Below are 13176 nucleotides of genomic sequence, written 5' to 3'. Positions count from 1 at the left end.
AGTATGAGTATAGTACATGCCCGCATTGATTATCGACTAATTCATGGACAGGTTATCACCAAATGGCTGAAAAGGAGCAACGCCGATAAAATAATAGTTATTGATGACGAATTATATAATGATCCTTTTTTAGCCGAAGTTTATAAAATGGCGGCCCCCAGCGGCATCGAAGTAATCATGACATCCATTGAGGAAACGACAACCCGCTGGAATGAGAAAAATTTCTATACTGGCAAACTTTTAATCCTTTTCAAATCTATTGATTCAGCATTAAAGACTATTCAGGGCGGATTAGAACTTGAAGAGTTGCAAGTAGGCGGCATAGAAAACATCCCTGGCAGAAAAATCGTCTTTAATCAGATATCAATAAATAAAGAAGATGCAGAAAAACTACAAGTAATAGAAGACAGGAATATTAAAGTTTATTTCCAGACTATCCCAGAAGAAGAACCAGCCAGTCTGCAAAAAATAAAGAATAAGTTACCTTAAAAAGGAGAGGAACTTATGGGCGTTTCTACAGCAATATTGATTGGTTTAGTTTATTGGATATCACAAGCGAAGGTATGGTATGGCTTTTCAATCATGCGCATGCCGTTATCTATTGCCCCCATTATGGGAATTATCTTTGATGATATGCCGACTGCATTATCAGTCGGCGCGACATTACAGATGATCTATATAGGTAGTATTGCTCCTGGTGGGAACCCGCCAGCAGATGAGGGATTGGCCTCCTGCATCGCTATACCTATTGCTCTTACTGCGGGGATAAAACCTGAAATAGCTATTTCGTTGGCAATCCCAATAGGTTTATTAGGGGTTGTCCTCGAAAACGTTCGTAAAACGGTTAATACCACATTTGTTCATATGGCCGATCGCTATGCCGAAAAAGCAGATATCAAAGGGATTCAGCGGGTAGCAACTATCTATCCTATTCTGTTGGCCTTCCCTATGCGCTTCGTTCCTGTTTTCGTTGCCTGTTTGTATGGCCCAGATGCTATTGCCTCATTTGTCAAACTGTTACCCTCCTGGACCACCAACGGCTTAGCTATCGCTGGTAATATTCTTCCAGCATTAGGTTTTGCTATCACTATCATTGTGATCGGGAAAAAACAATACATCCCGTTATTCATCATTGGTTTCTTCTTGGTCACATATTCAGGGCTAAACACCATAGGGATATCCATTTTTGGTTTATGTGCTGTTCTCTTATACATGCAATCAAAAACTGCGAAAGGAACACAAAATGGCTAATAATATCGACTTAAAGGAAGCCGAAAGCTCACCAATTACGAATAGAGATGTGCAGATTGTCTGGTTAAAATGGCATGCTTTCTCGGAAACATCATTAAATTTTGAACGGTTACAGGCTCTAGCCTTTTGTAATTCAATGACAGGGATTTTAGCTAAGCTATACCCAAATGAGAGGGATCTTTCAAAAGCGTTACAGCGCCATTTGACGATGTTTAACACACAAGCTAACTGGGGCTCAGTGGTAAACGGCATCACTATCGCACTAGAAGAAAAAGCATCCCAGGAACCGGAAGAACAGCGAACAGCCACAACCCAATTAGTGACCAGTTTAAAAACGGGGCTAATGGGTCCAGTCTCAGGTATCGGGGATACGTTAGATTTTGGCACATTGCGACCTATTGTTATTGGGGTATGTATTCCTTTTGTATTGCAAGGGTACGTATTAGCCGCGTTACTGCCATTGATCTATCAAGTTGTCTATATGTTCTTCGCTAGCCGATTTGCGCTAAATATTGGCTATAAAAAGGGGAAAGAGTCAATTTTAGAGATACTCCACTCTGGCAGTATCCATAAAATTATTGAAGGCGCAGGTATGTTCGGCCTGTTGATGATGGGGGCGCTTTCTGCCACTTATGTAAAGATTAAGACACCACTACATATTACTACTGGTGGGGGGAATACTATTGTCCTGCAGGACATGTTAGACAAAATTGTGCCTAACTTACTCCCCCTGGTTGCGGTTCTCGGTATTTATATATACATCCAGAAGTGTGGACCGCATTTCCTACGAATACTGGTAGCAATCCTCTCTTTAAGCCTTATTTTTTCATTCTTCGGTTTATTGTAATATGAAAAAAATACTTATAACGCCCAGGCCCTTTCTTAGTAAGGGGCAAAAATATCTGGATGAATTACAGGCAGCAGGTTATATCGTCGAATGTAATACGAGCGGCGGACGTTTTAGTAAAGAAGAGTTGATGGTAAAAATTAAAGATGCCGATGCTATTATTACAGGCAACGACCCTTTAGATCAAGACGTTATAGATTGTGCGAAAAAACTAAAAGTAATCTCAAAATATGGTGTTGGTTTAGATAATATAAACGTTGAGTATGCGAACAGCAGAAATATTGTGGTGCATAAAGCACTCAACGCCAATTCTGTATCGGTAGCAGAAATGGCTATTCTAATGATGCTATCCAGTGCCAGAAAGTATGTTGAAATCGAACAACAGGCTAAATGCAGTAATGATGTCAGATTGGTGGGTACTGAGTTACATAAAAAGACATTAGGGCTGATTGGCCTTGGTGCTATTGGCAAACATGTAGCCCACATCGCTAACGCTATGGGTATGGAGATCATTGCATACGACCCTTATATCAATCAGAGTCAGGTTTTTCCGTATATAAACTTTAAAAAGTTAGATGAGGTGTATCAGCTCAGTGATGTTATCTCGCTTCATTTGCCTTTACTAGATAGCACCAGGCACATGATTGATCAGCACGCATTCGAAAAAATGAAACCTTCCGTAATATTAATAAATACTGCACGAGGCGGTTTGATTGATGAAGATAGTTTATACAATGCTTTAATCACTCATAAAATTTCTTTTGCTAGTGAAGATATTGAACTTAAAGAACGAAAAGAAACAACAAAACAACTCATGAATTACTCGATCACGCCACATGCGGCTTCGTTTACTCAGGAAGCAGATCTTAACACAATTCAAATCTCGATTAAAAATGTTACCAACGAACTGGAGAAAAGATAATGAAAGAACTTAAGGGAATTATTACTGCGATGGTGACACCATTTGATGAAACGGAAAAAATGGATATCCCGGCAGCAAGAAAGATGGCTCGCTGGTTAGTCAATAATGGTGTTCATGGATTATTTATTTGTGGCACCAATGGTGAATTTCATCTGTTATCAGATGATGAAAAAGTAGAACTCACCAAAGCAGTTGTTGATGAAGTGGGTGATGACGTAACTATTTGCGCCGGTGCCGGTTGCTGTAGCACACAGCAAACTATTGCTCTGACTCAACGACTCGTTGATGCTGGCGCAGATTACATTTCAGTTGTAACCCCCTACTATCTGGTGCCTAATCAGGAAGATTTATATAAACATTACTATGATATTGCGGCCAGCACAGCAGCACCTATTATTCTATACAATCTCCCAGGGCAAACGGGCCTAAGTATTGAATACGAAACAGCGAATCGCCTGGCTGATATCGATAATATCGTGGCAATCAAAGATAGCAGTGGCAAATTTGAAGTACAAAAACAGTACCTTGAGATTTCAAAACACAAAAATTTTAAAGTATTGAACGGTTCAGATTCGCTGATGCTTGATGCATTTAAAGAAGGTTCAGTAGCCAGCGTCGCAGCCACATCAAATGTTTTACCGAAGATTGAAGTAGATTTGTATAACTACTTTATCGCGGGGCAGTTGGATCAAGCACAGGAAGAGCGTAATAAGATCGATGCGCTGCGTATGAACATTAAGAAAATGACCGCACCTGCAGTAATGAAAGAGGCTCTTAACTTAATGGGGATCACCGCAGGCATTACCAGAAGACCAATACATATGCCGAATGAAATCATCACTCAGGATATCAAAGAGATGCTGGCAGCCTATAATCTCCTGCCACAATAAGTTTTACCGACAGTATTCGTCTGCATTAAGGTGACATGTTTGCCCAGAAACCGGGCAAACATGTCACCTTGTCAAGCGCAGGGGCATCAATCACTTCGCCCCCCCCTCCACAACACCAGAGAGGCAAAAGCAAACCTGGCAGAGGAAAGCGTGATAGCAGTTTGAAGTATCAATGAGACATAAAAAACCCCCGAATGGGCATCCAGGGGTTATAGGGGCAATGCGTTAAACGGCGTGATTACGCTTCGATCGCCGCACGCAGTTTTTTCATGGCGTTCTTTTCAAGCTGACGAACACGTTCAGCAGAGACGCCGTAGCGATCGGCCAGTTCTTGCAACGTCGACTTGTTGTCTTCGTCCAGCCAACGGGCGCGAATGATGTCCTGGCTACGCTCGTCCAGACCCTCCATTGCGTGGGTCAGTTTGTTCGCGGCCTGATCTTCCCAGTTATCTTCTTCAATGCCGTCGGCAAAGTTAGATGATTTATCCTGCAGATACAGAACCGGTGCCATCGGCTGGCTGTCAGACTCGTCGTCTGAAGACATGTCAAACGTCATGTCCTGCGCCGCCATACGGGATTCCATTTCGCGCACGTCTTTGCTGGAAACACCCAGCTCACGAGCAACCATTTCAACTTCGTCCTGATTGAACCAGCCCAGACGCTGCTTGGTTTTACGCAGGTTAAAGAACAGCTTACGCTGCGCTTTGGTGGTCGCGACTTTTACGATACGCCAGTTACGCAGAACGTATTCGTGGATCTCAGCTTTGATCCAGTGCACGGCGAAAGAAACCAGGCGCACACCCACTTCCGGGTTGAAACGGCGCACGGCTTTCATCAGGCCGATATTACCTTCCTGAATCAGATCCGCCTGCGGCAGGCCATAGCCCGCATAATTACGAGCAACATGAACAACAAAGCGCAGGTGAGACAGGATCAGCGTTTTAGCTGCTTCCAGATCGCCCTGGTAATGCAGCTTTTCAGCCAGTGCCCGCTCCTCGTCAGCCGACAACATCGGCCACGCGTTCGCAGCCCGGATGTAAGATTCCAGGTTACCAACAGGGGCTAAAGCTAAATTTTGCATTTCTTTGGTCATTCAAATCCTCTCAATCTTTTCATCTGACGCGTTGGCTAAAACCAATAGCAACAACCATGCCAGAGCTTATGAGCAACGAGAATATCATTCAATCTTTTATCAGACAGTGATTTTATCCACAAGTTCCATGTCGTAATGTGTATAGATTACGCACAAAATGTGACATCACAATGAATACGCTGGGAAGAGATAACAGGGACTCTTTCCCTGCAGAGCGAACTACTCAGTGCAGGGAAAGATTATACCAGAGATTTTTTAATCGGGGGTAAAGTGACGTAAATGTTGAACCGTGGCAAGCCAGGCTGCCACCCAGCCAATCATCGAGCACACCAGCAGTAATAACAGGCATTCATCGAATGATAAGCCGTTGATATCAAACTTAGTTCCAAAAACCTGCGCCACCTCAGTAACCGCTGACGACAGGCGCATCACCAAAATTTCTGACAAAATCAGTGAAAGAAATGCGCCGGAAAAACCGAGCAGCGCACCGCCATAGAGGAACGGACGCAGGATAAACCCATCCGTCGCGCCAATCAGTTTCTGCACGTTAATGGTATCGCGACGCGCAAAAATACTCAGGCGCACACTGTTACCGATGACGAGGAAGACCGCCGCTACCATCAGCACGCCAATCATCGCGGAGACGCGTCCGACAAGGCCCGTCAGAGCCGCCAGACGGGCAAACCAGCTGTCATCCATGCGCACTTCATCAATACCGTTGATTTGTGCGATACGGTCGCGCAGCGTGTTCAGCGACTCCGTGCCCTGGAAGTCCAGTTTCGGGATAACCACCGCCACGGCCGGTAGCGGGTTCTCTTCCAGCATATCCAGCGCGCCGCCAAAGCCGGACCAGTTACGGAATTCGCCCAGCGCGTCATCGCGGGAAAGGTAATTCACTTTCTCAACGCCCTGCTCGGCCTGCAACTGACCAACCACCCGCGCCGCTGCATCATCATCCAGCGTTTTTTGCAGGTAAACGGTGATCTGCGGAGAAGGATAATACTGGCTTGCCGCATGGTCGACGTTCTTATAAACCATGTAGCATACGCTTGGCAGCGTCAGGGAGATGGCAATAACCATCACCGTCAGGAACGTCGCCAGCGGCTTGCTTTTCAGGTCCTGTAACGCGCCCTGGAACGCGTAGCGTACCTGCTCGTTAAAGACATTGGTTTTACGCGAGTTCGGCTTTGGCGCGGCTTTCGCCCGCTTTGGCGCGTTACGACCGCCATCTCCCGGCGCGCCGCCCGATTTACGGAAGCGATCCAGTCGGCCACCGAACTGTTTGATTTGATTAATAGCGTCACGTCTATTCATGGGCCAGGCCTCCATGCAGATGTCCATCGCTCAGAACCATTTGGCGATAGGAGCGACGGGAGATCAGGCCAATATCGTGCGTGGCCATTAATACCGTGACCCCGACGCGGTTAAACTCTTCAAACAGGCGAAGGATCCCTTCCGACAACGCGTCATCCAGGTTCCCTGTTGGTTCATCCGCCAGCAATACCGCCGGTTTGTTCACCACCGCACGGGCGATGCCCACGCGCTGTTGTTCACCGCCGGAGAGCTGAATAGGGAAGTTTTTCGCTTTGTCCAACAGTCCGACCTTATCCAGCGCCGCTGACACGCGACGACGAATATCGTCCCCGCTGGCGCCCGCGATGATCAGCGGGATTGCCACGTTGTCAAACACGGTTCTGTCCATCAACAGGTGGTGATCCTGAAAAATCATGCCAATCTGACGACGCAGAAACGGCACTTCACGGTTTTTCAAACGGCTGATGTCATGCCCGCTGAAGTAGATTTTCCCGGCGCTGGGCCGTTCAATTCCACAAATCAGCTTCAGCAGGGTACTTTTCCCCGCGCCAGAGTGGCCGGTCAGAAATGCCATCTCGCCAGGCTGCATATGGAAGGTAACTCCCTGCAGCGCTTGTCTCCCACCGAGATAGGCCTTGCTGACATGTTCAAAGCGAATCATTGTTAATCCTCTCGGGCAAAAAGTGCCTCTATAAAATCGTCCGCTTTAAACGGACGTAAATCCTCGATACGTTCGCCCACACCGATATAGCGGATAGGGATGCCAAACTGATCGGCAACCGAGAAGATGACCCCGCCCTTCGCTGTACCGTCCAGCTTAGTCAGGGTGATACCGGTTAAGCCCACGGCTTCATGGAACAGTTTGGCCTGGCTTATCGCATTCTGCCCGGTGCTGGCGTCGATAGTCAGCATAACTTCATGCGGCGCATCTTCGTCGAGCTTCTTCATGACGCGAACGATTTTTTTCAATTCTTCCATCAGGTGCGATTTGTTCTGCAAACGCCCTGCGGTATCAGCGATCAGCACATCTACATTACGCGCCTTCGCCGCCTGGATAGCATCAAAGATGACGGACGCGGAATCCGCGCCGGTATGCTGAGCAATCACCGGGATGTTGTTACGCTGACCCCAGACCTGCAGCTGCTCTACCGCCGCCGCACGGAAGGTATCGCCCGCCGCCAGCATCACCGATTTACCCTTCTGCTCAAACTGACGCGCCAGCTTTCCGATAGTGGTGGTTTTACCCACGCCGTTGACCCCAACCATTAAGATAACAAACGGCGTCTTGCCATCAACATTCAGCGGTTCTTCCACCTTCGCCAGAATCTCGCCCATCTCTTCTTTCAGCAGGCCGTACAGCGCTTCCGCGTCTTTGAGCTGCTTACGACTGGCACCTTCCGTCAGATTCGCAATAATCTTGCGGGTCGTTTCTACGCCCACGTCGGCGATCAGCAGTTGCTCTTCCAGCTCTTCAAACAGATCATCGTCGATCTTTTTACCACGGAACAGACTGATAAATCCGGAACCAAGGTTTTCTTTTGTTTTCAGGAGGCTGCGTTTCAGACGCGCAAAGAAACCTTCTTTCGTTGGTTTTTCCTGCTCCTGGACTCCCTCTTCTTCTGTCGGTGCTTCTACGGCAGGTTCTTCTACCGGCACCACCATCACGGCTTCTTCAGTTGCCTCAGCAGCCAGCGCCTGCGCTTCCAGCTCTTCATCAGTCAGGTGCGGTTCGTTTTCGGCTTCCTCTTCAACCGCCTCAACGATTTCCACGGTTTCCGCTTCGGCCTGCCACTCTTCGGCAGAAACCTCTTCGGTTTTCACCTCTTCCGGCAGCGGCAATTCTTCGCGTTCGATAACCGTCGCCGCTGGCGTTTCCACTACGGGTTCAGCAGCGGGTTCAGCAACCCGCTCAATCTCCGGCTGCGATTGTTCGGCAACAGGTTCTGCTTCCGGCTGCAGTTTTTCGATTTCCGCAACCTGTTCAGTCACTTCAACAACTTCAGCTGCAAAAGCTTCCGTTTCCGCCTCGCTACGGGTTTCCTCGGCGCGCGGCTGTTCGTCAACGACGGTAGTTTCTTCAGCAACCGGTTGTTGTTCTTCGTTTTTTAATTCTGTCTCGTTTTCCGGTGCCTGCTCTTTTTGACCAAAGCCCAGCCAGGAAAAAAAGCCACGTTTTTTCTCTTTCGCCATTTGCGACTACACTCCCCCGCTGTTGCTTCATGGCACAGCGTCAACGCTATGTACATAGCAGCTAAAAAAATGATGAAATAGTCTATCACTTATACCCAATGAATTTCGAGTTACGTCAAGGTGGCAAGCGCACGAATCCCGATGAGCTTACTTTTTTAGTAAGTGATTCGGGTGAGTAAGTGCAGCCAACGAAGAGGTAACTTGAAAGGCGACGGGTTAACTTAACTCACATCACCGCCTGGAATGACACGTCAGCAGCGGATTGAGCAATAATTGAAATGAAAAAACCGAATCACTCTGGTAGCGGCCAGATCCGCATTATTGGCGGTCAATGGCGTGGCCGTAAACTCCCGGTTCCGGATAGTCCCGGTCTGCGCCCAACCACCGACCGCGTACGCGAAACCTTATTTAACTGGCTGGCCCCGGTAATGGTCGATGCTCACTGCCTGGACTGCTTCGCCGGCAGCGGCGCGCTGGGGCTGGAAGCCCTCTCTCGCTATGCAGCAAATGCGACGCTTCTGGAAATGGATCGCGCGGTATCACAGCAGCTACAAAACAATCTCGCCACGCTGAAAGCCCCCCATGCCCGGGTCGTCAACACCAATACCCTGACATTTTTGGCCCAGACGGGTACGCCGCATAACGTGGTGTTTGTTGACCCGCCGTTTCGCAAAGGATTACTGGAAGAAACATTAACTCTTCTGGAAACTCATGGCTGGCTGGCAAATGAAGCGTATATTTACGTTGAAAGCGAAGTAGAAAACGGTTTGCCGCCGGTTCCGGTGAACTGGTCGCTGTACCGCGAAAAAGTCGCCGGACAGGTCGCCTATCGCCTTTACCAACGTGAAGCACGAGGAGAACACGATGCTGATTAACCTGGGACGCCTGCTGATGTTGTGCGTCTGGGCATTTTTACTACTCAATATTTTCCAACCCTTTCCACGCCCGCTTAACATCTTCGTTAACGTCGCACTGATTTTTATGGTGCTAATGCACGGCATGCAACTGGCGCTGTTAAAAAGCACCATGCCTAAAGATGGCCCGCAGATGACTCGCGGAGAGAAAATCCGTATTTTTCTGTTCGGCGTCTTTGAGTTACTGGTTTGGCAGAAGAAGATTAAAGATCAGTTGAAAAAGTAACTGTGATCTTTTCGCCCGGCGGCGCTTAGCAGGCCGGGGCGACAAAATCTCCAGGCCGGACAAAGCGTAAGCCGCCATCCGGCATCCGGCATCCGGCATCAGTCAGATGAAACCTTAGCGTTCACTGTAAAATCAACAAAACGCGAACCTTTATAACTCAGCGTTCCCTTATCCCCGACCGTTAACGCATGGTACTGCTGGGCATCCAGACGAAACGTCTGCTCGAAGCCGCCACTTTGTGGCTTAAAACTGACTTCATAGCGCATGCTGGTCCCCGCCGGGCTCACTTCCTGCTGGCGGGATCGCCGATCGTTAAGCGGTTTTTCCCGTTTGTTACTCACCACCACCTGCTTTTGCACTAACGGCGCAGTATCATTATCGGCTTTTTCACGCCGCTGCTGAACGAAGCGAAACGACGCAGCAACAACGATTAAAACAATGATAACTATGAAAAAAAGTGGTGGTTTGCTCATATTATTAACCCATCAGAAAATGCGGAAATAAGCATACATTGCCTGTTATGGTGTTGTCATCTGGCGGTGTCGACCTCTACACTGAACAGTAGAGCCGTGAGCACCCCGCTTACGAAAAAATAACGAATTCAAGGAACTAAGATGCTTTGGTCGTTTATCGCTGTCTGCCTTTCCGCATGGTTGTTCGTGGATGCTTCCTATCGTGGGCCCGCCTGGCAACGCTGGGTCTTTAAACCCCTAACCTTACTTCTGCTGGCGCTGCTGGCCTGGCAGGCGCCAATGTTTAATGCTGTCAGCTATCTGGTGCTGGCTGGCCTGCTTGCCTCGCTGCTGGGCGATGCGCTGACGCTGTTACCGCGCCAACGCCTTTTGTATGCCGTGGGGGCATTCTTCCTGTCGCATCTGCTGTATACCATTTACTTCGCCAGCCAAATGACGCTGTCGTTCTTCTGGCCTTTGCCGTTGGTGCTGGTGGTGCTGGGGGCGTTGCTGATTGCCGTGATCTGGACACGTCTGGAAGAGCTACGCATCGCTATCTGTACCTTTATTGGTATCACGCTGATGATGGTCTGGATGGCTGGTGAGCTGTGGTTCTTCCGCCCGACCGCTCCGGCGCTGTCGGCCTTTATGGGCGCATCACTCCTGTTCATCGGCAACATTGTCTGGCTGGGTAGCCATTACCGTCGCCGCTTCCGCGCCGATAACGCAATTGCTGCCGCCTGCTACTTCGCCGGACATTTCCTGATTGTTCGTTCGTTGTATCTTTAAAACGCTTGACTCTGGAGTCGACTCCAGAGTGTATCCTCCGGTTAATATGAAATGATTATCAACCGGAGGATGCCATGTCGACACCCGATTCCAGTGGCAAAAAAGCCCCACAATTTTCTTCTTTCAAGCTAGCGCCTGCGCCACAAAAGGCTGACGACTGCTGCTGCGAAGGAAGTTGCTCCACCCCACCACCCGTATCCGGTACCGTAATGGGTACCCGCTACTCCTGGAAAGTGGCAGGCATGGACTGTGCAGCCTGCGCCCGAAAAGTGGAGAATGCGGTCCGCCAGGTCAACGGCGTCAACCAGGTCCAGGTTCTGTTCGCCACCGAAAAACTGGTAGTCGATGCGGGTTCCGATATCCGCCTGCAAGTTGAAAGCGCAGTGCAAAAGGCAGGCTATACCCTGCGCGATGAGCAAGCGCCAGACGCCGCCCCCGAGTCGCGGTTTAAAGAGAACCTGCCGCTGATTTCGCTGATTATCATGATGGCGATTAGCTGGGGGCTGGAGCAGTTCAATCACCCCTTTGGCCAGATAGCATTTATCGCCACCACGCTGGTAGGTCTGTATCCCATTGCCCGTCAGGCCCTGCGTCTGATGAAAACCGGCAGCTACTTTGCCATTGAAACGTTGATGAGCGTGGCCGCCATTGGCGCACTGTTTATCGGCGCGACGGCAGAAGCCGCCATGGTGCTGCTGCTGTTTTTAATTGGCGAACGCCTGGAAGGATGGGCCGCCAGCCGCGCCCGTAAAGGGGTCAGCGCACTGATGGCGCTCAAGCCGGAAACCGCCACGCGCCTGCGTAACGGCGAGCGCGAAGAGGTTGCTATCAATACTCTCCAGCCAGGCGATGTTATCGAGGTTGCCGCGGGTGGGCGTTTACCTGCCGATGGCAAGCTGGTCTCCGGATTTGCCAGCTTTGATGAAAGCGCCCTGACCGGCGAATCGATACCGGTTGAGCGCGCCACCGGCGAGAAAGTCCCGGCGGGCGCCACCAGCGTGGACCGTCTGGTAACGCTGGAAGTACTCTCCGAACCGGGTGCCAGCGCCATTGACCGTATTCTGAAATTGATTGAAGAAGCGGAAGAACGCCGCGCCCCCATTGAGCGCTTTATTGACCGTTTCAGCCGGATTTACACCCCAGCCATTATGGCGGTTGCGTTGTTGGTCACCCTTGTACCACCGCTGCTGTTTGCCGCATCCTGGCAGGAGTGGATTTATAAAGGGCTGACGCTGCTGCTGATTGGCTGCCCATGTGCGCTGGTGATTTCCACACCCGCCGCCATTACCTCTGGCCTTGCCGCCGCGGCACGTCGTGGCGCGTTAATCAAAGGCGGGGCCGCGCTGGAGCAGTTGGGTAGGGTAACGCAGGTCGCGTTTGATAAAACCGGCACCCTGACCATCGGTAAACCTCGCGTCACGGCGATTCACCCGGCAAGCGGTATTGGCGAGGCAGAACTGCTGGCGCTGGCGGCAGCAGTAGAGCAAGGCGCGACGCATCCGCTGGCGCAGGCGATTGTTCGGGAAGCCCAAACGCGCGAACTGACGATCCCTGTCGCAAAAGATCAACGGGCGCTGGTTGGCTCTGGCATTGAAGCACTGGTCAACGGCGAACGCGTGCTGATTTGCGCCGCCGGTAAGCAGCCTGCCGATGCTTTTGCCGGGCAGATAAGCGAGCTGGAAAGCGCGGGTCAAACGGTGGTGCTGGTGCTGCGTAACGATGCCGTTCTCGGCGTGCTGGCCCTACAGGACACGCTGCGCGACGACGCCCGTAGCGCCATCAGCGAGCTTAATCAGATTGGCGTGAAAGGGGTGATCCTGACGGGTGATAACCCGCGAGCGGCGGCAGCTATTGCCAGTGAATTGGGTCTAGAATTCAAAGCGGGTCTATTACCGGAAGATAAAGTACAGGCCGTTACCCATCTTAACCAACAGTCGCCGCTGGCGATGGTCGGCGACGGCATCAACGACGCTCCGGCAATGAAAGCAGCCACCATTGGCATTGCGATGGGAAGCGGGACCGATGTCGCGCTGGAAACCGCCGATGCCGCCCTGACCCACAACCGCCTGCGTGGTCTGGTGCAAATGATTCAGTTAGCCCGCGCCACCCACGCCAATATTCGCCAGAACATTGCGATTGCGCTAGGCCTGAAGGGGATTTTCCTCGTCACCACGCTGCTCGGGATAACCGGACTGTGGCTGGCGGTGCTGGCAGATACGGGGGCGACGGTACTGGTGACCGCTAACGCGCTGCGGTTACTACGTAAAGGATAATGCGTCTGTGCCGGA

At 50.3% G+C, this 13176-nt stretch carries 14 protein-coding genes; 9 read left to right on the top strand and 5 right to left on the bottom strand.

Going from position 1 to position 13176, the window contains the following annotated elements:
• Positions 1 to 3: 3 nt before the first annotated feature.
• From HV350_RS01580 to dapA, 5 genes are read left to right on the top strand one after another with little or no spacing between them, the layout of a single operon-like run.
• Positions 4 to 489: a PTS sugar transporter subunit IIB gene (locus HV350_RS01580; protein WP_049283116.1), complete on the top strand. Its 486-nt coding sequence runs from the start codon at positions 4 to 6 to the stop codon at positions 487 to 489.
• Positions 490 to 504: 15 nt separating this feature from the next.
• Complete coding sequence (locus tag HV350_RS01575) at positions 505 to 1251, top strand: PTS sugar transporter subunit IIC (RefSeq protein ID WP_101700397.1); 747 nt, start codon at positions 505 to 507, stop codon at positions 1249 to 1251.
• A complete protein-coding gene (locus HV350_RS01570) occupies positions 1244 to 2098 on the top strand; it encodes a PTS system mannose/fructose/sorbose family transporter subunit IID (RefSeq protein ID WP_101700398.1) in 855 nt (284 codons plus the stop codon). The genes HV350_RS01575 and HV350_RS01570 overlap by 8 nt, the downstream gene beginning before the upstream one ends.
• A 1-nt stretch (position 2099) precedes the next feature.
• Positions 2100 to 3020, top strand: a complete 921-nt coding sequence (locus HV350_RS01565; RefSeq protein ID WP_181629661.1) for a phosphoglycerate dehydrogenase — start codon at positions 2100 to 2102, stop codon at positions 3018 to 3020.
• Positions 3020 to 3910, top strand: coding sequence for a 4-hydroxy-tetrahydrodipicolinate synthase (gene dapA, locus HV350_RS01560; RefSeq protein ID WP_101700400.1), 891 nt, complete (start codon positions 3020 to 3022; stop codon positions 3908 to 3910). The genes HV350_RS01565 and dapA overlap by 1 nt, the downstream gene beginning before the upstream one ends.
• 238 nt (positions 3911 to 4148) lie before the next feature.
• Here dapA and rpoH read toward each other — a convergent pair whose 3' ends face one another.
• The 4 genes from rpoH to ftsY all read right to left on the bottom strand — a co-directional run bounded on the left by rpoH (position 4149) and on the right by ftsY (position 8507).
• Positions 4149 to 5003 carry an RNA polymerase sigma factor RpoH gene (gene rpoH / locus HV350_RS01555; protein WP_003023425.1) on the bottom strand — a complete coding sequence of 285 codons (855 nt, stop codon included), beginning with the start codon at positions 5001 to 5003 and terminating at the stop codon, positions 4149 to 4151.
• 255 nt (positions 5004 to 5258) lie between these two features.
• On the bottom strand, positions 5259 to 6317 hold the full coding sequence (ftsX, locus tag HV350_RS01550; protein WP_016154839.1) for a permease-like cell division protein FtsX: 1059 nt from the start codon (positions 6315 to 6317) through the stop codon (positions 5259 to 5261).
• Positions 6310 to 6978, bottom strand: coding sequence for a cell division ATP-binding protein FtsE (gene ftsE, locus HV350_RS01545; protein WP_003023420.1), 669 nt, complete (start codon positions 6976 to 6978; stop codon positions 6310 to 6312). The genes ftsX and ftsE overlap by 8 nt, the downstream gene beginning before the upstream one ends.
• A gap of 2 nt (positions 6979 to 6980) precedes the next feature.
• A complete protein-coding gene (gene ftsY, locus HV350_RS01540) occupies positions 6981 to 8507 on the bottom strand; it encodes a signal recognition particle-docking protein FtsY (RefSeq protein WP_181629660.1) in 1527 nt (508 codons plus the stop codon).
• 278 nt (positions 8508 to 8785) lie between these two features.
• On the opposite strand from ftsY, the gene rsmD reads away from it, so the two are divergent.
• Positions 8786 to 9382 carry a 16S rRNA (guanine(966)-N(2))-methyltransferase gene (gene rsmD, locus HV350_RS01535; RefSeq protein ID WP_016157666.1) on the top strand — a complete coding sequence of 199 codons (597 nt, stop codon included), beginning with the start codon at positions 8786 to 8788 and terminating at the stop codon, positions 9380 to 9382.
• Complete coding sequence (locus HV350_RS01530; RefSeq protein WP_016154842.1) at positions 9372 to 9647, top strand: DUF1145 family protein; 276 nt, start codon at positions 9372 to 9374, stop codon at positions 9645 to 9647. Before rsmD ends, HV350_RS01530 begins: the two co-directional genes overlap by 11 nt.
• A gap of 98 nt (positions 9648 to 9745) precedes the next feature.
• On the opposite strand, the gene HV350_RS01525 is transcribed toward HV350_RS01530, so the two are convergent.
• Entirely contained in the window at positions 9746 to 10120 is a 375-nt protein-coding gene (locus tag HV350_RS01525; RefSeq protein WP_016154843.1) for a DUF2500 domain-containing protein, read from the bottom strand.
• A 141-nt stretch (positions 10121 to 10261) separates the two neighbouring features.
• Between HV350_RS01525 and HV350_RS01520 the strand changes: the two genes are divergently transcribed.
• Positions 10262 to 10888, top strand: a complete 627-nt coding sequence (locus HV350_RS01520; protein WP_016154844.1) for a lysoplasmalogenase — start codon at positions 10262 to 10264, stop codon at positions 10886 to 10888.
• 74 nt (positions 10889 to 10962) lie between these two features.
• On the top strand, positions 10963 to 13161 hold the full coding sequence (gene zntA, locus HV350_RS01515; RefSeq protein WP_047358183.1) for a Zn(II)/Cd(II)/Pb(II) translocating P-type ATPase ZntA: 2199 nt from the start codon (positions 10963 to 10965) through the stop codon (positions 13159 to 13161).
• Positions 13162 to 13176 lie beyond the last annotated feature (15 nt).

The organism is Citrobacter sp. RHBSTW-01013 (assembly GCF_013781985.1).
Classification (GTDB): domain Bacteria; phylum Pseudomonadota; class Gammaproteobacteria; order Enterobacterales; family Enterobacteriaceae; genus Citrobacter; species Citrobacter braakii.
The sequence above is the reverse complement of the archived record's forward strand: the minus strand, read 5'-3'. Positions and strand labels throughout refer to the sequence as shown.